The 21,530-nt window shown below is 59.0% G+C and carries 18 protein-coding genes; 6 read left to right on the forward strand and 12 right to left on the reverse strand.

The features are described 5' to 3' along the window. Nucleotides 1–63 precede the first annotated feature (63 nt). Nucleotides 64–960, reverse strand: coding sequence for a ferredoxin family protein (locus QIT27_RS04545; protein ID WP_285263026.1), 897 nt, complete (start codon nucleotides 958–960; stop codon nucleotides 64–66). Next, a complete protein-coding gene (locus tag QIT27_RS04550) occupies nucleotides 957–1,778 on the reverse strand; it encodes an ABC transporter ATP-binding protein (RefSeq protein WP_253017829.1) in 822 nt (273 codons plus the stop codon). Before QIT27_RS04550 ends, QIT27_RS04545 begins: the two co-directional genes overlap by 4 nt. 280 nt (nucleotides 1,779–2,058) lie before the next feature. Here QIT27_RS04550 and QIT27_RS04555 point away from each other — a divergent pair, with 280 nt between their 5' ends. After that, nucleotides 2,059–4,185: a TonB-dependent receptor gene (locus QIT27_RS04555; RefSeq protein ID WP_502875188.1), complete on the forward strand. Its 2,127-nt coding sequence runs from the start codon at nucleotides 2,059–2,061 to the stop codon at nucleotides 4,183–4,185. Nucleotides 4,186–4,188: 3 nt separating this feature from the next. On the opposite strand, the gene QIT27_RS04560 is transcribed toward QIT27_RS04555, so the two are convergent. The 8 genes from QIT27_RS04560 to sstT form a co-directional block, all read right to left on the reverse strand. Further along, the gene (locus tag QIT27_RS04560; RefSeq protein WP_285263028.1) at nucleotides 4,189–5,223 is read right to left on the reverse strand and encodes a FecCD family ABC transporter permease; all 1,035 of its coding nucleotides are present in this window, start codon (nucleotides 5,221–5,223) and stop codon (nucleotides 4,189–4,191) included. Further along, complete coding sequence (locus QIT27_RS04565; RefSeq protein WP_285263029.1) at nucleotides 5,220–6,224, reverse strand: FecCD family ABC transporter permease; 1,005 nt, start codon at nucleotides 6,222–6,224, stop codon at nucleotides 5,220–5,222. Before QIT27_RS04565 ends, QIT27_RS04560 begins: the two co-directional genes overlap by 4 nt. Beyond that, nucleotides 6,214–7,194 (reverse strand): ABC transporter substrate-binding protein, encoded by a 981-nt coding sequence (locus tag QIT27_RS04570; RefSeq protein ID WP_285263030.1) that lies wholly within the window; start codon nucleotides 7,192–7,194, stop codon nucleotides 6,214–6,216. Before QIT27_RS04570 ends, QIT27_RS04565 begins: the two co-directional genes overlap by 11 nt. Beyond that, on the reverse strand, nucleotides 7,191–8,651 hold the full coding sequence (locus QIT27_RS04575; protein WP_285263031.1) for a DHA2 family efflux MFS transporter permease subunit: 1,461 nt from the start codon (nucleotides 8,649–8,651) through the stop codon (nucleotides 7,191–7,193). Before QIT27_RS04575 ends, QIT27_RS04570 begins: the two co-directional genes overlap by 4 nt. Nucleotides 8,652–8,810: 159 nt before the next feature. Further along, the gene (locus QIT27_RS04580; RefSeq protein WP_285263032.1) at nucleotides 8,811–9,146 is read right to left on the reverse strand and encodes an AzlD domain-containing protein; all 336 of its coding nucleotides are present in this window, start codon (nucleotides 9,144–9,146) and stop codon (nucleotides 8,811–8,813) included. Continuing rightward, entirely contained in the window at nucleotides 9,143–9,883 is a 741-nt protein-coding gene (locus tag QIT27_RS04585) for an AzlC family ABC transporter permease (protein WP_285263033.1), read from the reverse strand. The genes QIT27_RS04580 and QIT27_RS04585 overlap by 4 nt, the downstream gene beginning before the upstream one ends. Beyond that, nucleotides 9,880–10,410 (reverse strand): helix-turn-helix domain-containing protein, encoded by a 531-nt coding sequence (locus QIT27_RS04590; RefSeq protein ID WP_285263034.1) that lies wholly within the window; start codon nucleotides 10,408–10,410, stop codon nucleotides 9,880–9,882. Before QIT27_RS04590 ends, QIT27_RS04585 begins: the two co-directional genes overlap by 4 nt. Nucleotides 10,411–10,491: 81 nt before the next feature. Then, complete coding sequence (gene sstT / locus QIT27_RS04595) at nucleotides 10,492–11,709, reverse strand: serine/threonine transporter SstT (RefSeq protein ID WP_285263035.1); 1,218 nt, start codon at nucleotides 11,707–11,709, stop codon at nucleotides 10,492–10,494. A 234-nt stretch (nucleotides 11,710–11,943) separates the two neighbouring features. Between sstT and QIT27_RS04600 the strand changes: the two genes are divergently transcribed. Continuing rightward, on the forward strand, nucleotides 11,944–12,273 hold the full coding sequence (locus tag QIT27_RS04600; protein ID WP_253017845.1) for a hypothetical protein: 330 nt from the start codon (nucleotides 11,944–11,946) through the stop codon (nucleotides 12,271–12,273). Between the two features lie 75 nt (nucleotides 12,274–12,348). Here QIT27_RS04600 and QIT27_RS04605 read toward each other — a convergent pair whose 3' ends face one another. Both QIT27_RS04605 and QIT27_RS04610 read right to left on the reverse strand, forming a co-directional pair. After that, nucleotides 12,349–12,666, reverse strand: a complete 318-nt coding sequence (locus QIT27_RS04605) for a hypothetical protein (protein ID WP_159342918.1) — start codon at nucleotides 12,664–12,666, stop codon at nucleotides 12,349–12,351. 572 nt (nucleotides 12,667–13,238) lie between these two features. Then, nucleotides 13,239–13,850: a CDP-alcohol phosphatidyltransferase family protein gene (locus tag QIT27_RS04610; RefSeq protein ID WP_159342917.1), complete on the reverse strand. Its 612-nt coding sequence runs from the start codon at nucleotides 13,848–13,850 to the stop codon at nucleotides 13,239–13,241. A gap of 244 nt (nucleotides 13,851–14,094) precedes the next feature. On the opposite strand from QIT27_RS04610, the gene QIT27_RS04615 reads away from it, so the two are divergent. The 4 genes from QIT27_RS04615 to QIT27_RS04635 all read left to right on the forward strand — a co-directional run bounded on the left by QIT27_RS04615 (nucleotide 14,095) and on the right by QIT27_RS04635 (nucleotide 21,526). Then, the gene (locus QIT27_RS04615; RefSeq protein WP_502875189.1) at nucleotides 14,095–15,747 is read left to right on the forward strand and encodes a DASS family sodium-coupled anion symporter; all 1,653 of its coding nucleotides are present in this window, start codon (nucleotides 14,095–14,097) and stop codon (nucleotides 15,745–15,747) included. Nucleotides 15,748–15,931: 184 nt separating this feature from the next. Continuing rightward, complete coding sequence (gene nadE, locus QIT27_RS17025; protein WP_350338752.1) at nucleotides 15,932–17,254, forward strand: NAD(+) synthase; 1,323 nt, start codon at nucleotides 15,932–15,934, stop codon at nucleotides 17,252–17,254. A gap of 61 nt (nucleotides 17,255–17,315) precedes the next feature. Beyond that, nucleotides 17,316–18,464 (forward strand): exonuclease SbcCD subunit D, encoded by a 1,149-nt coding sequence (locus QIT27_RS04630; protein ID WP_285263037.1) that lies wholly within the window; start codon nucleotides 17,316–17,318, stop codon nucleotides 18,462–18,464. Beyond that, nucleotides 18,461–21,526: an AAA family ATPase gene (locus QIT27_RS04635; RefSeq protein ID WP_285263038.1), complete on the forward strand. Its 3,066-nt coding sequence runs from the start codon at nucleotides 18,461–18,463 to the stop codon at nucleotides 21,524–21,526. Before QIT27_RS04630 ends, QIT27_RS04635 begins: the two co-directional genes overlap by 4 nt. Nucleotides 21,527–21,530: the final 4 nt, after the last annotated feature.

Here is a 21,530-nt window from a genome sequence, read left to right on the forward strand (position 1 = left end):
CTCGCACTCAGCTTTAACCCACAACGCCCGGCTTTAAGCCGGGCGTTGTTGTTCGTCTATGTATTACCCATTCACCATCGCGTGCCATACGATGCTTTCGGTGGGGCCTTGCTCAAGGTCGGCACAGGTGTCTACCCGCCATAGCGTGGTGGCTTGGCAGTGCACGGTCAGCTCCCCCTGTTGCTGGTCGAGCTGCCACTGAAAGCGTATCTCTCGTGTTTGGTCATCGCCGTGATCGCTGATCAGAGCCAACGTTGGCTGTGCGGTATCTGTGCTGAGGTGTGTTAACGCAGCGATTTCAGCGCTTTGTTGTGCGGGGGTTGATTGCGAGCCGCCGCGATAGCCGGGTAAGTAGCGCTGCTGGTGGGCTTCCGCCTGTAAGAAAGGCAGGGCCTGTTCTGGCGTGATACGCCCATATTTGCGCACATTGGGCAGTATGATCACGCTGGCAGCGAGTCGGCAGCCGCCGAGGTGGCTGCTCTCCCACACTTCGAACGGCAGCGGGTGCTCCGCCACCGTGCTGGCTAGCGCCTTGAAGGTGCGATAACCGTACTTGGCGCAGCATTTATCTTTAGTGCCGTGGGTGCAGCAGAGCACGAGGTCCTCTAGCAGCGGCGGCTGCTCCCACTGGCTAAGGCTGGTACCGCTTTGAAACGCACTGAAAAACGTCTCTAACTCCCATCGTGCTACCCGAAAACAACGCCGCTCCGGCATCAGAAAGATCTGATGTTGGTACTTTTCCATGCCCGGCTGTTGGATCAGGTTGATGCGCAGGCCATCGTCGGCCAGTGTATCCAGCGTTTGCTTTAATGAATCGCTCATATCGCTGGCGTGGCGCAGTTTGCGCTGCCACTTTGAGCGCGGCCAACTGAGCAGTAAGTTACGCTCGGCATGGGCGGCGCTACCGGCCAGCGGATCGTGCTGTTCACGGCTTAAATCTGCGCAGAAGGTATGGTTCATAGAGCTGCCTGTAACGTCGCCGAGGTGAAGGGCACGCACACTGGGCTGCCGCTAGCGGGGTCGCGCAGAATATGCGCATCTAGGTCGAAGACGCGCTTTAGGTTGGCCGCGGTGAACACGTCGTTTGGCGCGCCGCTGGTGACGATTTGTCCGTCGCGCATCATCACTAGATGGTCGGCGTAGGCGGCGGCGAGGTTCAAGTCGTGCAGTACCAGCAGCAGTGTGCGGCCATGGTCGTGGGCCAGCCGAGAAAGCAGTGCCAGCAGGTCTACCTGCACCTTCAAATCTAAAAAGGTGGTGGGTTCATCCAGCAAAATTAAATCGGTCTGCTGGGCGAGCACCATCGCGATCCAGCAGCGCTGGCGCTGGCCGCCAGAGAGCGCTTCCACATCTCGGTCGGCAAACTCGGTCACGTGCATATAGGCCATGGCTTCGGCGATGGCGTTGGCATCCTGCTGCGGATCTTTTTTCCAAAACCCTTGGTGGGGAAAGCGTCCCATCCCCACCAGCTGTTTTACGCTCAACCCCTCGGGGGCGATGGGGCCTTGCGGCAAAATGCCTAACCGCTGGGCGACCTCCCGGGTGTTGCTGCGATGAATGTCCTTGCCATCGAGATAGACATGCCCGCCGTTAGGCGTCAGCGTGCGCGCCAGCGTTTTCAGCAGGGTCGATTTGCCGCTGCCATTGGGCCCTAGCAGCACGGTGAGTTGGCCTTCTGCCACAGCCATATCCACCCCTTGCAGGATGCGCTTGGTGTCGTAGCCAGCGTGCAGGCCGTCAGCGGTGAGTCGTGATGCAGGGTGGGAATAGGCGGGCATAAGGTAGGCTCAGGCAAGCTCAGTCACGGAATTAGGGCAGTCAGCACCCTAAGGCAAAATATTCTCATTTTCAATGTTGTTCTTGTGGCTGCCTGTTCTGTGTCATTGCGGACGTTCGAACGGTGCGTTCGCAACGGTAGACCTGCCTGTTTCTTTGTGCATAATATAATCATTATCATTTAGATCCGAGTTAGCATTTCAGCGGCCGCTAAAGTGATAATTCACCAAGGGTTCATTCGTACGACGTTACACACAACGCAAGGGAGCAGACATGCAAACGATGAAACACGCCGCTTTCTGGCCAACGGTCACCTTGGCAGGATTAGTGGCAGCCACTCAGGCCAATGCCCAGCAAGAGGCAACTGACGTGGGGCAGGCGCTCAACGAGTCATCACCCACCATGGTCGTGACGGCGACGCGTAGCCGCAGCGAAGAAGGCCAAACCCCGCAGCGGGTGACAGTGATCACGCGTGAGCAGATCGAACAGCAGCTCGCCATCACCGACGACCCTGGCCAGGTCTTGAGCAACTTGATTCCCTCCTTTTCACCTAGCCGTCAGAAGCTGTCCAACGCCGGGGAGACGCTGCGCGGGCGCGATGCGCTGTTCCTGATCGATGGCGTGCCTCAGTCCAATCCGCTGCGCGATAGCTCTCGTGACAGTTACACCATCGACCTCTCCATGGTCGAGCGGATTGAAGTGATTCACGGGGCCAGCGCCGAGCATGGTTTGGGAGCCACCGGCGGTTTGATCAACTTCGTCACCCGTCGGGCCGAAGGGGGCGGTATTAGCCAAAGCGCGGGCATTAGCGTCACCATTGACGACGATCTGCACTCGGAAGGCCTGGGTAACAAGCTCAACTATCGCATTAGCGGCCAGCAGGGTGACTGGGATTTCGTGGCCTCGGCCACTCGCCAAGAGCGGGGCGTGTTTTACGATGGCGGGGACCGTCGCGTGGGCATTGCCTATCCCGGCGAGCTGCAAAACTCGGAAAGTTACGACCTTTTCGGCAAGTTAGGCTACTGGATCGACGACAATCAAAATATCGAGCTGTCGCTTAATCATTTTGATTTGGAAGAGGGCGACGACTACGTGCCCGTGGTGGGCGACCGCGATGCGGGCATCCCGACCAGCGCCGAGCGGGGCACACCCGACGGCGCGCCAGGCTTCAATGAAGTCACCACCGCCCGCTTGGCGTACTCCCACGCGGATTGGTACGGCAACGCGGTCGATGCCCAGGTGTATCGCCAGCGCTTCCGGGCGCGCTTTGCCACCACACCGTTCTTCCCTTACCTGGATGGCAACGGCAATACCCAGTTCGACCAAACCCGTAACGAATCGGATAAGCAGGGCGCCAAGTTCACCCTGAACCGACAGGGCATGCTGGATGACCGGCTGGACGTGACGGTGGGGTTAGACATCCTTGAGGATGAAACCCGCCAAATGTTGGTAGAGACCGGGCGTACCTACGTGCCGGAAAGCCGCTACAGCAACATTGCGCCGTTCTTGCAGGGTCAGTTCAAGATCGCCGACCCGCTCACGCTGCATGCCGGCGTTCGCCATGAGCACGCCGATCTTGAGGTGGATGCCTACGAGACGATTGACCGTAGCAACGTCACTCAAGACAACGTCGCGGTAGGGGGCGGCAATCCCAGTTTCGATGAAACGCTCTACAACGTGGGGTTGACGTACCAGGCCACGGAGTGGGCACAGCTGTATGCCAGCTACTCGGAAGGTTTTGGCATGCCGGACGTTGGCCGCGTGCTGCGGGGCATCAGCGAACCGGGCCAGGATGTGGATACGCTGCTTCAATTGCAGCCCATCGTCACCGATAACCAGGAAATTGGCGCGCGTTTCGACTGGGAGCGTTACGGCCTGGAAGTCAGCTACTACGAATCGAACTCTGACTTTGGCCAGCGCTTGGCAGAACAGAACGGTACGTGGGTGGGCAGCCGGGAGAAAACCGAAATCCAAGGGGTGGAAGTGACCGGCAACATGCAGGTCAATGACCAGCATGATCTGTCGCTCTCCTATGCCCATACCGAAGGCAAGTCGGACCAAGACGGCGATGGCAGCGTGGACACCAAGCTCACCGGGATCAACATCGCGCCCGATACGCTCAAGTTGGGCTGGAGCGCCGTATGGAACGACCGTCTCTCGACGCGCCTACAGGGTAGCTATTACTTCGACCGCAGCGTCGATAACCCGGCGCTCGACTTCGATGGCTACGGGTTGGTGGATGCCTCGCTGGCTTACCAGCTTCCCGCAGGGCAGCTATCCCTGGGTATCGAGAATCTGACCGACGAAGACTACCTCACTTATTACTCTCAAGCCGCTCGCATCAGCGATGAGTACTACTTCACCGGTCGTGGGCGCACATTCACGGTGGGGTATCAGCTGGATTTTTAAGGCTTAATGTCGGCGCGCCCGATGCAAGAGGTAAACAAAGAAGGGCGCGCCGATTCCAGCGACGAAAATACCTGCGGGCAGATCTTTGGGAAGAAAAGCGACCCGGCCCAGCAAATCGGCATACAGGACGATCAGCGCCCCGACAAGCGCCGATGCAGGAATGAGACGTGCCATATGGCGTCCCACACATTTCGCTGCGATATGAGGTGCCATTAAGCCCACGAAACTGATGGCCCCAGCATAGGCCACCGCAGCGCCTGCCAAAACCACGGCACAGGCCAGTAGGATGACTCGGCTACGCATCACCGCGACGCCTAGACCTTCCGCCACCTGATCCCCCAGCGCCATGGCATCTGCATGGCGAGCGAAGGCCAAGCATACCGGCGTAGTCACCAACAGCCACGGCAGTAAGCCATTGACGTCCCGCCACTGTGCCGCATAAAGACTGCCGGTGAGCCAGACGTAGGCCGACATGGCAGCAGCGTCGCTGCTAATGACGATCAATAGCGTGGTGCCTGCACCCATGGCCGCGGCCAAACCAATACCCACGAGTACCATACGCGACGGGTGCAGCCCGCTTTTCCAAGCGAGTACAAAGACCAGCAAGGCCGATACCAGGGCGCCCAGCATGGCGAAGAGTGGCAGCCAGTAAATACCCAAAGTACTGCTGAATAGCGCCAAAAATAGAACTGCCGCCAGTGCAGCGCCGCTAGTCATGCCGATGACATCAGGAGATGCCAGCGGATTGCGGACGATACCCTGCAAAATGGCGCCGGCCATCGCCAAGGCGCCACCCACCAAGATAGCCAATACGATTCTCGGTAGACGCAACTCCCAAACGATAAAGGCAATGTCGCTACTCTGCGGCGCTGCTAACGCCTTTAAAACGTCCGCGAATGAGGTAGGAAAGCTACCCAAGCTCAGCGATACGCCTGCGCTGGCAAACAGCAGAATGGCCAAGCCGACGACTGTGAGCAGCGACCGATCGTCATAGCGCTGTTCAGAAGAGATAAAGGAGCTTGAAGTATGTGATGTCATTGGCCAGCCATGTTGCGTCGCGCCAGATAAACGAAAAAAGGCGTCCCCAGTAAAGCGGTCATCACGCCCACGGGGATCTCCTGGGGAGGAATTAAAAAGCGCGATGCCACATCTGCCACCAGTAGCAGGCTGGCGCCTAGTAGCGCACAGGCGGGCAAAAGCCAACGGTGATCGATACCAAACAGCCCCCTCGCCATATGAGGAACGATCAACCCTATAAACCCGATCATCCCCGATAGGGCTACGGAGCTGCCCGCCAGCACGATCACGACGAGTCCGAGCAGCAGTTTGATCGTGGTGGCCTGTAACCCCAGGCCTGTCGCCATGTCGTCGCCTAACAAGAGTGCATTGGCATGTCGGACCAGCAGGGTGCAGAGCAGTAGCGCCGCGCCAAATAACGGTAATAAAGGAACCACCAGCGCAAGTTCTCGTCCGGATACCGAGCCTGCCAGCCAGTAGAGCACGCTTTCGAAGCTTTGCTGATCGATCACCAGTAGCCCCTGGCTGAAGGCGACGAACATGGCCGTCACGGCCACCCCGGCCAGTACGACACGCAGCGGCGATAGCTCTCCGTGTCGGCCCCTACTTAGCAGAATGACCAAGAGCGCGGCCACCGATGCACCGAGAAGAGCCGCCCAGACATAGTGGGCAGGCGCTGATAGCGGCAGGAGCGACACGGCAACCACGACAAAAAACATGGCCCCCGCATTGATGCCTAAGAGGCTAGGTGAGGCCAGCGGGTTGCGTGTGATGGTTTGCATCAGAGCTCCGGCAATGGCGAGGCTCGCACCCACTAACGCTGCGATGATCGCTCGAGGAAGACGCTCGGTGATGAGAATGATGTGTGCGACATTGCCGGGATCGTAGTGATGTAAGGCCGACCACAGCGCGTGCCACGCAATATCGGTCGTTCCTGATAGCGTGCTGGTTAACAATGCGCTGCAGGTCACCACCACCCCAAACAGCAGCCCGAGGCTTTTAGCAATGTGGTTATCTAGCATCCTGCGTCTCCTGGCGGCTAGCAAGCGCATCACGTTGCTCGAGGCCTTCAAGACCATAGTGGCGATAGAGGTCATCGAGCATGGCATTGGCGGCGAGTATACCGCCGCCCATCATCCAGTTGACGGGGTCCACCTCGAATACCCGCTGATGTTTAACGGCCTCTAGCTGCTGCCACAAAGGGTGGGACGACCAGTGCTGGTAGTTATCGAGAATGGCGGGGTCTGGTTCCAGCAGCACGAAAATGACATCGGCATCCAACATAGGGATGTTCTCCGTGCTGGAAAGCTTCATGCCCCAACCGTGCGTGTTCAAGGTATCGGGTTGCTCGAACCCTAGCTCATCGAGAATATAGCCCGCAAAGCCGCCAGAGTAGATGCGCAGGTGATCACTTTTGAAGCGGATCACCGCGACTTTTTGCGGCCACGCGTCTCCAAGTGCGTCTGCTATTTGCCGGTGAAAGTCGTCGACGCGCGTTGCCCAATCGCGCAGTAACGCATTGGCTGCCTCCTCTCGACCCGTGGCATCGGCCACCAGGGTCAGCGTCTCTTTGAAGTCATAAACGTTATCGGCCGTGACAGTGGGGGCGATGGCCGTCAGTAACGGTTGTATCCGCTGATGACGAAAATCCGTAGCCACGATGACATCGGGGTTCAGCCAGGCGATTTTTTCCAAGTTTGGCTGTGTTTCCAGGCCCACGTGCGGCACGTCGTTTAAGTCGTCGCGCAGATAGCGATACATGGGTTTTTCCAACCATGAGTCCACCACGCCAATAGGGGTGATCCCCAAGGCGACGGCGCTATCTGTGGCTCCTTGGTAAAGCGTTACGATGCGTTCATCGGAGGGTGTTTGGCGCATATGGGGCTGGGCGGCACAGGTAGCGCCTATCAAGCTCACGACGAAGGCAACGCCCAGCAGCGTTTTGCCCCATGAAGGTCGCCATGTCATTCGGTGCGTTCGAAAAGGGATCATTTGGCTCTTCCTTGAAGCGACGTTTGCGGCGGGCTGTTCGAGGAGGAGGGCATCGCCATGTCCGGTGGAACACCGGCGCGACCCAGTACCCACGCCAGAGGGAGACATGCCAGCGCGATACCCGCCAAGGCAAAAAAGGCCACATGCAGGGCAGAGGCACTGGCCTCGGAGTAGGAAGTGCCCAGGTCTAGGGATGCTCGTACACTCATGTCGTAGTAGACCGATAGGGCGACCACCCCGAGTGAGGAGACGAGTCGACGCGCCATGTTGTTCATGGCCGAGGCCTGGGCCACCTGCTGTTCAGGAAGCTCTTTCATGCCCACCGTGGTCGCCGGTAAGTAAGCGAACCCCAGTCCCATCCCACGAAGCCCCATCCAGGCCGCGATGATCCAAACGGGCGTTGTCGCGCTCAGCGTGCCGAGTCCTATCAAGCTGATGACCGTGGCGATCAGGCCTAAACCGATACACCACTGAGGGGGCGCCCGGTCGATCCAACGGCCTGCGATGGGCGAACAGGCAGCGGCAGCAAGCGCGGTGGCGAGAAACACGAGGCCTGTCGTCAGCGGGCTAAAGCCCAGCGTGTTTTGCATCCACAGAGGGATTAACAAGATGCATCCAAACAGGATGATCGATTGCAAACTGGCAAGCAGCACGCTGTAGCGAAAGCGATGATGGTTAAACAGGGACAGATCAAGCAGCGGCTCGGCCTGCTGTCGTTCAACACGTATGAACAGCGTTAACGCGATGGCGCCCAGGAGAAGCGGCAAGAGGGTAGCGGGGCGCAACAGGTCAGACAGCGTTTCCACGCCATTGAGAGACAGCAGTACGCCTCCGCTACCCAACGTGATGAGACAAAAGCCCGCTAGGTCAAACCGACGTTGAGGCGGCCGCGAGTCGGCGGATAAATAACGGTAACCGCATATCAACCCTACGATCGCGAAGGGCATATTCATCAAAAACAGGGCTCGCCAGTGGCTGATCTCCAACAGCAGGCCTCCCACCGTCGGGCCTATGGCGGGCGCCATCATCACAGCAAAGCCCCACACGCCGCTGGCACGCCCCCGCTGTTCGTGGGGGTAAGCAGAAAAAATCAACGACAGAGACAGCGGAATCATCAAGCCAGCGGCGATCCCTTGGACGCCTCGGGCCACGATAATGCCATTGAGATGTTGCGCTAAGGCACCGAGCCCCGAGCCGGCCAAAAACCCGCATAGGCCCAAGAGGTAAACCGTTTTTCGCCCCCATCTGCCTGCCAAATAGCCCGTCAGCGGCATTGTCATCGCCATGGCAATCATAAAGATGGTCACCACCCAACTAACTTGGGTGGCACTAGCGTTAAACGTCACCATGAGTTCAGCGACTGCTAGGTTAAGAGCGCTGTTATTGAGGCTGACGGTAAAGGTGCCCAGTAGCACGCTAATCAGCACTTTTTTGCCGTTGGAAGTCGCGTTCGGCATGAGACCCACTTTCTGAGATGTCATGGGGATATGGCAAAGCAGACGTGCTGCTATGACGCCTCACCCAGAAAGTGATGATGCCATGTTAAGGCTTATTAATGCAAATAGTTATCAATTGTGATTGGGCCGTTGAATCGACGTGCGCGATGATCGTGCTCTTTAAATGAGGGCGGCCGCTACCTCCACCGCTCCAAACACCGCCACCCCGGCGGCTACCGGCCAGCCCAGTGAGCGCAGGCGACGCCACACCAACAGCGTAACGCTCAGGCCAATTGCGGTGGCCAACCAAGAGATAGCGCTGGGGTTGACCGGCACCATCGAGACACCCAACACGGCGGCAATCATCATGGGGCCCAGAATCACCAGCCATTGGGGCATGGCGTTCATTCCCGTTGCGCTGCCCAACCGCCGCTGCATCCATAAAAAGGGCACCACTCGCATAAGCAGCGTGCCGAGTGCGCAGATAATGACGGCGATCCACATGGCGCTGCTCATGGGCGGCTCCTCCGTGGTTGGAACGTGACCGTGTAGAAGCACAGCGCGCCGCAGGCGGCTGCGAGAGGAATGGCCACATTGCTCCACCCGGCCAGGTTCAACCCCAGTGCGGCAAGAATGGTACACAGCATGGCGGCGGCCCAGCGCTTGTCGGTAAAGCGCGGTGCCACCATGGTGAGAAACAGCGCGGGGAGGGCGAAGGGCATAATCTCACCCAGTAGCGGCCAGCGGGCGGTGACCGCTTCGCCGCCGGTCGCACCCACTGCCGTGCCGATAATCCACACCCCCCACGCCAGCAGCGAGGCGCCAACAAACCAGCTAAACCGTTTGACCTTCGGTAGCTGGGGGAGCCGTGTGAGCGCCAGAGCAAAGACTTGATCGGTCAGGCCGTGCATCAGCCAAGGCCAGTGGCGGCTTCGGGGCAGCAGCGCGGCCAAATTGGGGCCGTACACCACGTGGCGCACGTTGATGAGTAGCGTCATGGCCACCACCAGCCAGAGCGGCGCACCAGCGGCAATCATGCCCACGAACAGAAACTGCGAGGCACCCGCGTAAATCAGCGCTGAAATGGCGGCCGCTTCCCAAGTGGTAAAACCGGCCTGGGTCGCGACCAAACCAAACGAGAGCGCGACCGGAATATAGCCGCCTAACAGCGGAATTGCTTCACGCACGCCCTGTAAGGCAGAGCGCAGCGGTGAGTGGTTGGCGTGCACCGTGTGATCGGCTGGCTGGCTCATGGTGGGGTGCCTTCTTGGCCGTAGGTAACGGTGAGTAGCAGGGTGGCTTCATCAGTGTGCGTACGGTACAGGTGCGGCTGGTCGGCCTGAAACGTGACGCTTTCGCCAGCGGTGAGCGTCGTAGTAGCACCCTCTGGGCCTACTTCTAGCCAGCCGCTAATGAGCGTCAGCGTTTCCCGCGTGCCCGGGGTATGGGCCTCGGCGTGGCGCAGCGTATTGGGCGCGCAGCGCATCCAGTAGGCATCCACCTGTGGCACGCCCTTACCCTGGTCGATCAACTGTACCTGCACGCCATCCTCACCGAGCGGTACGCTGATAGGTGCCACCAGGGTGCCAAACGGAACGTTGAGTTGGACGGCCAGCCGCCAAATGGTGTCCAGCGTGGGGTTACCGTTGCCCTGTTCTAAGCGGCATAGGTTGGATTTCGCGATGCCTGCCGCGCTGGCAAGCTGTGAAAGCGAGAAACCCTGGGTTTTACGAAGCGCTTGGAGGTGTTGGCCTAGCGTAACAAGAGAGTGCGCGTCCATGGTGATTGCCCATTGTTCCTTTTATAGAACGTTCTATATAAGGAACAATGGGCTGTCAATCGACAAGCAATAAAGAAGTGATTAGGTAGGCTTGCGCGCTCGGCAGGCGGCGGCGGTAAACAGCACGTCGGTGGAGGAGTTGAGCGCTGTTTCGGTGGAGTCTTGTATCACGCTAATCACGAAGCCAATAGCGACGGCCTGCATGGCGACTTCGGTGGGAATGCCGAACAGGCTAGCGGCCATGGGAATCAGCATCAACGAACCGCCCGCCACGCCAGAAACGCCGCAGGCCGCCAGGGCCGACACCACGCAGAGCAGCAGCGCAGTGGGGAAGTCGACGCTAATGCCCAGCGTATGCGTGGTGGCCAGAGTGATCACGGTAATCGTGATCGCCGCGCCGCACATATTGATGGTGGCGCCCAGCGGAATGGAGATCGCATAGGTGTCGGCATCCAGGTCCAAGCGGCGGCAAAGTTCCAAGTTGACCGGGATGTTGGCCGCCGAGCTTCGAGTGAAAAACGCCGTAATGGCGCTGCCCCGTAGGCAGGCGAATACCAGCGGATAAGGATTTTGGCGGGTGGCTAAATAGACCAGCAGCGGGTTACTCACTAGCGCCACAAATAGCATACAGCCAACGATCACCCCCAATAGCTGGGCGTAGTTCAGCAGTGCTTGAACGCCAGACTCCGCCAGCGTACCGGCCACCAAGCCGAAAATACCTAATGGGGCTAAGCGAATCACTAGCGTGACAATACGCGTAACCGCCGCCGATAAATCGCTGAGCGCTTGGCGAGTCGTGTCGCTGGCCTGGCGCAGCGTTAAACCCAAACCAATTGCCCAGGCCAGAATGGCGATGAAGTTGGCTTCCATCAGGGCCGTGACGGGGTTGGCGACCGCGTTGAGCAGCAGATCACGCAGCACGGTCAGAATATCGCTAGGCGGGTTGCCATCGACTTGTCCTGCATCCAAGGCCAGCTCCGTGGGGAGCGCAAAGCTTGCTGCCACGGCAATCAACGCAGCAATCAGCGTTCCCGCGACGTACAGCACGAGCACCGAGCGAATACGGGTCGGTTGGCCCGTTTGGTGGGCCGCAATAGCCGCTCCCACCAGTACGAAGACCAGGATAGGGGCCACGGCCTGCAGCGCAGCAATGAATAGCTGGCCCAGTAGCGCAACATGGCTGGCCATCTCAGGGACGAATAGGGCCAGCAGAACCCCAGCGACAATACCGATCACGATTTGAGGGATAAGTCCCAGCCGTAACAAGGGCCGAAAAACGGCATTAGCGGTGGCAATCATTGCGCGACTCTCAGGTAGTAGAGGGAGGGAAGCGATGCGGCGGTAACCGCAACCGCGCCTGAAAGGGGCAGCATTCTATCAGTTGCGAGCCCCTCTTGGGTGGGTGTGTCAAAAATCGTCACTCGCTATCGCGGACGTGAGCGCCCGACTATACTTCGCTTGCTGCGGGGCATCACCGCAGCGTGGCCTTAGTGCCACCCCCGCCTATCTCAAAAAAAGAAGAAGGAACGTTCCATGCGTATGAAAGTGTTGTTAGCGGCACTGCTGATGCTATGTAGCTCGTCGCTCGTCATGGCTGCCGACTACTACGTCGATATCACCAATCGCACTGGCTACACCATTTACTACATGTACGTAAGCCCGGCGGATTCGAAAAGCTGGGAGGAAGACGTGCTGGGTAGCGACGTGTTGATGGATGGGGATACCCAGCGCGTGACGCTGACGGGCTACAAGAGCCCCTTATTCGATATCCGCTTGGTCGACGAGGATGATGACAGCTACACCTTTTGGAACGTAGACGTCTCCACCCAGGACATCGTCGTGACGCTGGATCATTTGGACTGAACATAAAAACGGCTTGCCACTTTGAAAGAGGCAAGCCGTTTATAGCGATAGAGAGTTACACGGTCGCTTGAGCGCTTAAGCAACGGCGCTAGAAGTGGTCAAAGCTGATGGGCGCTGAGACATTGCAACGGACGCGTGGGCGGCATGCTGCGCGTTTAGGCTCGCCATGTCGGCATAGGCGCGTTCGGTCAGGGCTACGACGTCCGGGGAAGCTCCCCACTTCAATAGCATGTCGTCGATGTGTCGCTCGGCGGCGTCGAACTGGCCACAGTGGCTCAGCAGTTTCGCAATGGTGTAGTCACACTGCGGGGTATCGAACATCTCTTCCTTGATTTCTTGAATGGCGAGTTTCAAGCCCGCTTGTGAGATATCGACTAGAGAATGAGTATGCATGCCACGACTCCTTGTGAATGCCAACGGCTGCTCGGCAAGAGCAACAGAAATATCAAAACGCTATTTATACGCGTCTTGTACTCTTCGAGAGTAATACAGGGGTGGGTGAGAATCAATCACCCGTTTCGGCTGTCTGCAAAAATTCACATGAATCAAGCAGGACAAAAAAATCCCCACGATTCACATGGGGATTTCGCTGTCTGTGGGCACGAAGCGGTGGGTGCTAGAACGTGAAGGTGGCTAGTAAAGTGACCAGGCATCCCGCGAAGAACGACACGGTCGCGACGGTCACTACGTCTAGCTGTTTTGCTTTTGCACGACTATGTTTTTGTTCCATAAGATATTTCTCAAGATGTTCTCGGCTGCCAGGCTGAGTGCCTTTGAAAATATGTTGACGGATCATCTGACCTCCCCAATTCGGGTAATGTGGGTGATCCCCCTCAAAGAGAGCAGCCGTGTCGTCTTCCAGACCCCTTAGGCACGGCTGACTCATACTCACAGCATAGACCAGCGACTCGGGGAAGGCGTTCATAAAAGCTATACAAAATGTTAACAATGGTGTCATCGTCGGGTCATGCGCGCAGTGTCCAGTAGCCGCCCCATAGTCGCGTGACCGTGGTGATTAGACAGGCAGCGGCGAACAGGCTGGCCAGCAGCGGAAACGCCTTCGGAAACAGGCAGAACAGTACCAGGGCGGCAACCGTCTCAGTGCCTTCGGTCAAGCCCTCTAAATAATAAAAGGCTTTCTTAGGAAAATTGGGGCGCTCTACTTGGCGGGCTTTGGCGGCAATAGCAAAGGCCAAAAAGGAGGTGCCGGTACCAATGAACGCAAACAGCAGTAGCGCGGCGGGGAGGGCATTTTGCGCCGAGTCCGCCAGTGCAAAACCGAGCACCACCGCCGCATAAAAGACAAAGTCGAGCCCAATGTCCAGAAAGCCCCCTGCATCGCTTTGCTGGCCGCTCAGGCGGGCCAAGGCGCCGTCTACCCCATCTCCTAGACGATTGAGCACGATGGCGGCCAGTGCCAACCCATACTGTTCGAACGCCAGCAGCGGCAGGGCGCAGATGCCAATGATAAAAGCTGCCAGCGTGACCTGATCCGGGGTGATGTGTCGATGATGCAAGGCGTGCGCCAGATAGCGAAGCGGGCGCTGGGTCATCGGCATGGTAAAGCGGTCTAACACGATGATATCTCCGTAAAAGGTGGTTCCGTTTAATGTTAGTAGTGACTAAACATTGCGACTAAAGTGGTTAGACTTTGGTTGTAATCGTCGCCAATTGACTGGACTAATGGCCTATTGCAGTGAATAAAGGGCACCGAAAACGCCAGTGGCGTTGGTTAGACATGCCATCGGGCCAGCCACCTCCTGAGCCCTTTCGTTCCCCCTGACTGCGAGCGGTACATTTATAATGCGCAGAACTGCCACGATGACGCTGTGGGACCACCTCTGGCACTCCCACGACCAAGTCAAAAACCTCCTGATGTGTGCGTTGCCGACCTCGAGTGCGGGTGGCGCTGCATCGCGCGGAGAGTCACACGACGCCCAAGACGATCACGGCCCCGGCGGCCAACCACCAAACCCCCCTGCCTACAACCGGGCTCAGACGATCGGTCTGGTGCTGGGCCCGCTGCTGTTTGCCCTGGTGGTGCTGTTTTTCCACCCGGCCGATCTGAGCTTCGAAGGGCGCATGGTGTTGGCCACCACCTTATGGGTGGCGGTGTGGTGGATCACCGAGGCCATTCCCATTCCCGTGACCTCGCTACTGCCGATTATACTGCTGCCCATTACCGGTGCGCTGGAGGGTAGCGCCGTCACGGCGGCTTACGGTAACCCGATCATCTTCCTGTTCTTGGGCGGCTTCATGATTGCCTTGGCCATGGAGAAGTGGGATCTGCACAAGCGTATTGCGCTGTCGATCATCTCCGTGCTCGGCACCAGCATTAACAGCATCGTGTTCGGTTTCATGGCGGCAACGGGCTTTTTGTCCATGTGGGTATCCAACACCGCCGCCGTCATGATGATGCTGCCCATTGGCACCGCGATTGTCTACCAGGTCACCCAAGAGCTGAATAAAACCGAAGGTGACCACAGTGAAGAGATCGATAAGTTCAGCAAAGCGCTGATTTTTGGTGTGGGCTATGGCGGCACCATTGGCGGTTTGGGCACCCTGATTGGCACGCCGCCGAACATTATCCTGGCAGCCATCGTCAATGAACTGTTTGGCGTCGAGATTTCGTTCGCGGGGTGGCTGATGTTCGCTTTCCCGGTGGTCGTTTCGCTGCTGGTGATTGGCTGGGTGATGCTGACGCGCTTCATCTACCCGATCAAGCTCGCCAAACTGCCGGGCGGTCGAGCGCTGATCCGTAAAGAGAAAGAGGCGCTGGGTAAGATCACCTTCGAAGAGAAGGCGGTACTCGGTGTGTTCCTGTTCGCCGCGTTCTTCTGGATCACTCGGTCGTTTTTATGGCAAGGCCAAATCCTTAACATCCCTGGCATTAACGACACCATGATTGCGATTACCGCTGCCGTGGCGCTGTTTCTCATTCCTTCTCCCAACAAAGGCGGCTGCCTGCTGGGGTGGGATGTGGCCAAAGACGTACCGTGGGGCATCTTGCTGCTGTTCGGCGGCGGCTTGGCGATTGCCGCAGGCTTTGGCTCGTCGGGTCTGGCTTCCTGGATTGGCGGCCAAATGAGCGTGCTGGAAGGCGTGAACTTCCTGCTAGTGATTCTGCTGGCCACCGGTATGGTACTGTTCCTGACCGAAATCACCTCCAACACGGCCACGGCCACCATGATCCTGCCGGTACTGGCGTCGCTGGCGCTGGCGCTGAATATTCACCCGTTCGTGCTGATGGTACCGGCGGCCATGGCGGCGAACTGCGCCTTCATGCTGCCCGTGGGCACGCCGCCTAACGCGATCATTTTCGCCACCGGCAAAATCAAAATCATCGAGATGGTGCGTAACGGCTTCTGGCTGAACATCATTGCGATGTTCCTCATCGTGGCCGCGGTCTACTTCCTGCTGCCGATGCTGTGGGGCGTTGACTTAACGACCTATCCGGATGCGTTTCGGGACTAATCTAGATTAAATTTATCCGGTAAGCCTTCAGCCCCCATCCTGCGATGGGGGCTTTTTTTATGCGGCTTTCAGCGCGAAACGGCATGCCGGGGTGGGTTGGCCGCCTTTCGACAAATGGCAGGGATTACCTATAGTGGCTTGAGGGATTTCAACACGCAGGCATACCCCAAAAAAGGAAATGGCAATGGAACTGCTCGAACATGTCCGCGACTATCTGCAAAAGCACGCCTTGAAACTCGCCACCGCCGAGTCCTGCACGGCTGGGCTGATCGTGTCGGAACTGGCGCGGGTGCCCGGCAGCGGCCAATCAATAGATGGTGGCTTGGCCGTCTACTCCCCGGACGCGAAGCAACGCTATCTCTCCGTGAGCGTCCATACCATTGAGACGTGCGGATTAACCAGCGAGGCCACCTCCAAAGAGATGGCGCTGGGGGCGCTGACCAACAACGATGCCAACGTGGCCCTGGCTAATACCGGCATTGCCGGGCCAGAGCCCCACGACGGCATTCCAGTAGGTACGGTATGTTTTGCCTGGGCGTTTTACCACGAACAGCAGTACTACCTGATATCCGAGACGCGGCGCTTTTCCGGTGACCGCAACGAGGTGCGTTTAGCTGCCGCCCACTACGCGCTGAAGCGCCTACCGGAGCACCACTCAGCCGTAGTAGAGGGGCAGGTGAGTGCTATCAACCATCAAGCCAATCAGGCCCATATCCAGACAGCGATGCAAGTGTCTCCCACCATCGACCCACAGCAGGAAGTGGAGCGTCGCGTGGCATTTTTATATCGCCAGCTAGTGAGCGCCGGGCAGAAGAGCCTGGTGCTGGGCATTAGCGGCGGTGTCGATTCCACCGTGGCCGGGCGGCTGGCGCAACTAGCGGTCGAAAAAGCCCGCCAAGAGGGAGTCGAGGCGCACTTCTACGCTATGCGTTTGCCCTACGACACCCAGCAGGATGAAGAAGACGCCCTGCAGGCGCTGGCGTTTATCCAGCCGGATAACGTACTGACGGTTAATATTCAGGCGGCCAGCGATGCGCTGTTGGCCTCGCTTGAAGCCGGTGGGCTGGGCTTTACTAACGCCCATCAGCGGGATTTCGTGCTGGGTAACATTAAAGCGCGCCAGCGGATGGTGGCCCAGTACGCCGTAGCAGGCGCCAACGCAGGGTTGGTGGTAGGCACCGACCAAGCGGCCGAAGCGTTGATGGGCTTTTTTACCAAGTATGGCGACGGTGCCTGCGATATTGCGCCGCTCACCGGGTTGACCAAAGCCCAGGTGCGGCAGCTCGGCGCCGTGCTAGGGGCACCGGAAGCGCTGGTGGAAAAACAGCCCACCGCCGACCTGGAAACCCTCAAACCACAGCTCGCCGACGAAGAAGCGCTGGGCGTTAGCTATGCGGATATCGATGCCTTTCTTACCGGCGAGCAAATAAGCGAGAGCGCCCGTGCCACCATTATCCAAACCTACCAGCGCTCGGCGCACAAGCGGCGGCTGCCCATCACTCCCTAAGCGCTAGCGTCGCGGTGTCAGGTTGTTATGATGCAGCTAACGTTTCTGTGTCGAGCCTGTCATGCGATTACTTCATACCGCCGATTGGCATTTAGGGCGGCTGTTTCACAACCTTTCCCTGCTGGAAGACCAGCGTCATGTGTTGCAGCAGTTGCTGGAGATCATCGACCGCGAGCAGGTGGATGCCGTGCTAGTGGCGGGCGATATTTACGACCGCTCGGTGCCTCCAGCAGCGGCGGTCACGCTGTTGGATGAGGTCTTAGGCGAGCTGTGCGAGAAGCGCGGCCTGCCAGTCGTGATGATTTCCGGTAACCACGACGGTGCCGAGCGGCTGGGGTTTGGCGCACGCCACCTGCGCCAAGCCGGGCTGCATATTCTCACCGACCTAGCCACCTGCGACCAGCCGGTCACGCTCACGATTGGCGATGACACGGTGGATGTCTTCGGCATCCCCTACGCCGACCCGGAATATGTACGCAGCGAGTTTGGCGAAGACGTGCGCGACTTCGACAGCGCCCACCGCTACCTGCTGGAGCGCATTGAGGCACAGCGCCAGCCGGGGCGCCCGACGCTACTGATGAGCCACTGTTTTGTGGATGGCGGAACCGCCAGCGACTCCGAGCGCCCGCTTACTTTGGGCGGAGCGGAGAGCGTGGCTTGGGAACCCATGCAGGGCTTTGACTACGTGGCACTGGGCCACCTTCACGGCCCTCAGATTCGCGGTGGCGAGCATATTCGCTATAGCGGCTCGCTGCTGAAGTACAGCTTTTCCGAAGCCACCCAGCGCAAAGGCGTCACCTTTGTTGAGGTGGGCAGCGAAGGCGTCACCCAAATAGCCCACCATCCGCTGCTGCCCCGCCGGGACGTGCGCGTGCTGGAAGGTGAGCTGGACCAGCTTTTGGCCCAAGGGGCCACTGACCCCCACGCCGATGACTACCTGCTGGTGCGCCTCACCGACCGCCACGCCATTCTCGACCCCATGGGCAAACTGCGGGCGGTGTACCACAACGTGCTACACCTGGAAAAGCCCGGCATGCTGGAAGCGAAAGGCCGCCAACAGCTAGACCGCGAGCAGCTTGCGTTCAGCGCGCTGGATATGTTCAGCGACTTTTTCGCTCAAACCAGCGGCGAGCCAATGAACGACGCCCAGGCCAGTGCCATGAGCGAGTTGATCACTACCCTGAGCCGCGAGCAGGAGGGCCAAGCATGACGCCATTAACGCTGACCATGCAGGCCTTTGGCCCCTTTGCCGGTAGCGAAACCATCGACTTCACCGCGCTGGGCAGAAGCCCGCTGTTTCTGATTAACGGCCCCACCGGCGCGGGCAAAAGCTCGATCCTTGATGCCATCTGTTTTGCTTTGTACGGCCAAACCACCGGCAATGAGCGGGACGCGGGCCAGATGCGCTGCGATCAGGCGGATGCCTCTCTGCTCACCGAAGTCAGCCTGACGTTTCGCCTGCGTGATGCCATGTATCGGGTGCGCCGAGTGCCTCTGCAGGAGCGCCCCAAGGCCAGCGGCGAAGGCACAACGACACAAACCGCAGAAGCCCAGCTGTGGCGACTCACTTCGGAAGGTGAGGAGGACGAGTGCCTAGTGGCGCGAAAGGTCACCGACGCCACGGCCGAGCTGCAAGCGCTAATAGGCCTAGACGCCAATCAGTTTCGTCAGGTGATGGTACTCCCCCAGGGTAAGTTCCGCGAACTGCTGCTGGCAGGCTCCAAAGATCGCGAAGTCATTTTCTCCCAGCTGTTTCAAACCCAGGTGTTCCAGCGTATTGAAGAGCGCCTGCGCACTCAGGCTAATCAAATCGAGCGGGCGGTGAGCGATCATCGCCAGCATATCAATGGCATTCTTGCCGGGGGGGAGCTTGAGAGCGAAGCCGCGTTGGCGCAAGAGCTGGAGTCGCTCACCCCTCAGGTAGGCCAATCGCGTGAGCGCTTTGAAACGGCACAGCAGCAACGCCGCCGCGCCGAACAGCAGCGCGATGAAGCCCTGGCGCTGCAGCGCCAATTCGAGGCGCGGGACGCACTGGCTGCCGATAAGGGTCGCCATCTTGAGCAGCACGGCGAGGTCGAAAACATCCAGTTACGGTTAGCGCAAAGCGCCCATGCCCAAGCGCTGCGCCCCCAAAAAGCCGCTTTAGACCAAGCGCAGCAGGCGTTGGCCACCGCTCAGGCGGAACAGCACCAGGCGCACGCCGCGTTAACGACGCAGCGCACTAGCGCTGAGCAGGCGCAGCAGGCGTTAGAATCGGCGCGCCAACGTCAGACAGAGCTTCCTGAGCTAAGGGAGCGGCACCGTCAGCTGGGAGAGTTTATTCAAAAGAGCCAGCAGCTCAGTGAGCTGCAGCGGCACTTTCAAACGTCTCAGACTGCCTGGCAACAAGCCGATGAGGCGCTTAAGCGCGATGAGCAGCAGCTAGATGGCATTCGCCAGCAAGGCGAAGCCATTGGCGTTCACCTGGAACGCTTGCAGAGTGAGTTTCAGCAACTGGCGAGCGCCCCCGCTGAGCTAAGCCGCCATCACCACCTGCTAGCCCTGCGCCAAGAGCTGGATGAACTCACCCAGCAGCGCCAGGCGTTGATCACGCAACAGCAGCAGGCTAAAAACGCGCTCAGCCACCAACAAGGCGAGACCGAGCGTGCCGAACGCTACGCCACTGAGCAGGAGATGCGCTGGCACCAGGGCCAGGCCGCGCTGTTAGCGCTGACCCTTGAGCAGAATTCCCCCTGTCCGGTATGTGGCAGCCTGGAGCATCCCGCCCCAGCGATAAATCGCGCCGAGTTGGTCACCCAGGCACAGGTGGAAGACGCTAGAGCGGCGCAAGAACAGGCGCGCCAGGCACTGCAACGTGCAGAGCGTCACCACCATCAGCTCGCTCAACACATCGACAGCCACACCGAGCAGGCTCAGCGGCTTACCCAGCAGTTGGGGGAGTGGGCTAGCCAGCCGCTGCTTGCACTACAACAGGCCTATGAAGACCTGCGCCAACAGGTACAGCGCCGGGAGCAGGTTGAGGCCGAGATTCGCCAGCAAACCGCTGCCCGGGAGTCGCTGCGATGTGATTGGGGCACGCTGGATAAGCAGCTTAAAGCCCAGCGTCCTGAGGTGGAAAAGGCGAAAGAGAGCGCGTTACGCCTAGAGAGCCAGCGTGATCAGCTGAGCCAATCGCTGCCGGAAGACGCCCGGCATCCTGAGGCAATGCGCCAAACCCTGGCTGAGCTGGAGCAGCACATCGCCCAGCTTGAAAAGGCCTGGGAGAGCGCTCAACAAGCACTTTCGACTCGCCAGACCCAACTGGCGCGGGCGGAAGAGCAGTTACGCGGAGCGAACGAGCGGGTCGAGCGTAGCGAGCAGTCGCTTCAGCAGGCTCACGCCGAGTGGCAGGCGGCGCTGCAGGCTAGCCCCTTTGGTGATGAGGCGGAATATCAGGCCGCCCAACTGAATGATGCCCAGCGGCATGAGCTGACGCATCGGGTGGAGGCGTATCAACGCCGCTTGGCCGAGCTTGAGGGCGCGCTAGAGAATTACCAAACCCAGCTGGCGGAAAAAACGCCGCCGGATCTCGCCGCACTGACTGCCCAGGCTGAAAGTGCACAGGCTCAAGAAAACAGCCAGCTAGAGACCTGGCGGCAACTGGATGGGCGATTAACCACGTTGCAAAACATTCACCAAAAGCTGGCGGCTGCCCACGCCTCCCAGGCGGAGCTGGAAGCCCAATACCAGCTGTGGGGCACGCTGAGCGACGTCGCCAATGGCCGCACCGGCCACCGCATCAGCCTTCAGCGCTTCGTGCTGGGCGTACTGCTGGATGATGTGTTGATTCAAGCATCCGAACGTTTGGTGCGCATGAGCCGCGGGCGTTACCAGTTGGTGCGCCGGGAAGACCCCTCCAAAGGCAATAAAGCGTCTGGCTTAGAGCTAGACGTGGCTGATACTTACACAGGCAAAAATCGCCCGGTGGCTACGCTCTCTGGTGGGGAGTCGTTTATGGCGGCGCTGTCGCTGGCGCTGGGGCTTTCTGATGTGGTGCAGGCCTACGCGGGTGGTATTCAGCTCGATACGCTATTTATTGATGAAGGCTTTGGCAGCCTGGACCAAGACGCCCTGGATCAAGCCATTGCCATGCTGAGCGAGCTGCAAATGAGCGGCCGCATGATTGGGATTATTTCCCACGTCAGCGAACTCAAAGAGCAGATGCCGGTTCGTATTGAGGTGAGCGCTAGCCGTCATGGCAGTTCGGTCGCGGTGAAAGGGGCGTTGAGCTAAGCGC

The sequence above is a fragment of the Halomonas sp. LC1 genome, from assembly GCF_030247125.1.
In the GTDB taxonomy this organism is placed as follows: Bacteria; Pseudomonadota; Gammaproteobacteria; order Pseudomonadales; family Halomonadaceae; genus Vreelandella.

What these genes read in the sequence shown, in the direction of transcription:
- QIT27_RS04545 (WP_285263026.1), bottom strand. Translation starts at nt 960, where the DNA reads ATGAACCATACCTTCTGCGCAGATTTAAGCCGTGAACAGCACGATCCG.
- QIT27_RS04550 (WP_253017829.1), bottom strand. Translation starts at nt 1,778, where the DNA reads ATGCCCGCCTATTCCCACCCTGCATCACGACTCACCGCTGACGGCCTG.
- QIT27_RS04555 (WP_502875188.1), top strand. Translation starts at nt 2,059, where the DNA reads ATGAAACACGCCGCTTTCTGGCCAACGGTCACCTTGGCAGGATTAGTG.
- QIT27_RS04560 (WP_285263028.1), bottom strand. Translation starts at nt 5,223, where the DNA reads ATGACATCACATACTTCAAGCTCCTTTATCTCTTCTGAACAGCGCTAT.
- QIT27_RS04565 (WP_285263029.1), bottom strand. Translation starts at nt 6,224, where the DNA reads ATGCTAGATAACCACATTGCTAAAAGCCTCGGGCTGCTGTTTGGGGTG.
- QIT27_RS04570 (WP_285263030.1), bottom strand. Translation starts at nt 7,194, where the DNA reads ATGATCCCTTTTCGAACGCACCGAATGACATGGCGACCTTCATGGGGC.
- QIT27_RS04575 (WP_285263031.1), bottom strand. Translation starts at nt 8,651, where the DNA reads ATGCCGAACGCGACTTCCAACGGCAAAAAAGTGCTGATTAGCGTGCTA.
- QIT27_RS04580 (WP_285263032.1), bottom strand. Translation starts at nt 9,146, where the DNA reads ATGAGCAGCGCCATGTGGATCGCCGTCATTATCTGCGCACTCGGCACG.
- QIT27_RS04585 (WP_285263033.1), bottom strand. Translation starts at nt 9,883, where the DNA reads ATGAGCCAGCCAGCCGATCACACGGTGCACGCCAACCACTCACCGCTG.
- QIT27_RS04590 (WP_285263034.1), bottom strand. Translation starts at nt 10,410, where the DNA reads ATGGACGCGCACTCTCTTGTTACGCTAGGCCAACACCTCCAAGCGCTT.
- sstT (WP_285263035.1), bottom strand. Translation starts at nt 11,709, where the DNA reads ATGATTGCCACCGCTAATGCCGTTTTTCGGCCCTTGTTACGGCTGGGA.
- QIT27_RS04600 (WP_253017845.1), top strand. Translation starts at nt 11,944, where the DNA reads ATGCGTATGAAAGTGTTGTTAGCGGCACTGCTGATGCTATGTAGCTCG.
- QIT27_RS04605 (WP_159342918.1), bottom strand. Translation starts at nt 12,666, where the DNA reads ATGCATACTCATTCTCTAGTCGATATCTCACAAGCGGGCTTGAAACTC.
- QIT27_RS04615 (WP_502875189.1), top strand. Translation starts at nt 14,095, where the DNA reads ATGACGCTGTGGGACCACCTCTGGCACTCCCACGACCAAGTCAAAAAC.
- nadE (WP_350338752.1), top strand. Translation starts at nt 15,932, where the DNA reads ATGGAACTGCTCGAACATGTCCGCGACTATCTGCAAAAGCACGCCTTG.
- QIT27_RS04630 (WP_285263037.1), top strand. Translation starts at nt 17,316, where the DNA reads ATGCGATTACTTCATACCGCCGATTGGCATTTAGGGCGGCTGTTTCAC.
- QIT27_RS04635 (WP_285263038.1), top strand. Translation starts at nt 18,461, where the DNA reads ATGACGCCATTAACGCTGACCATGCAGGCCTTTGGCCCCTTTGCCGGT.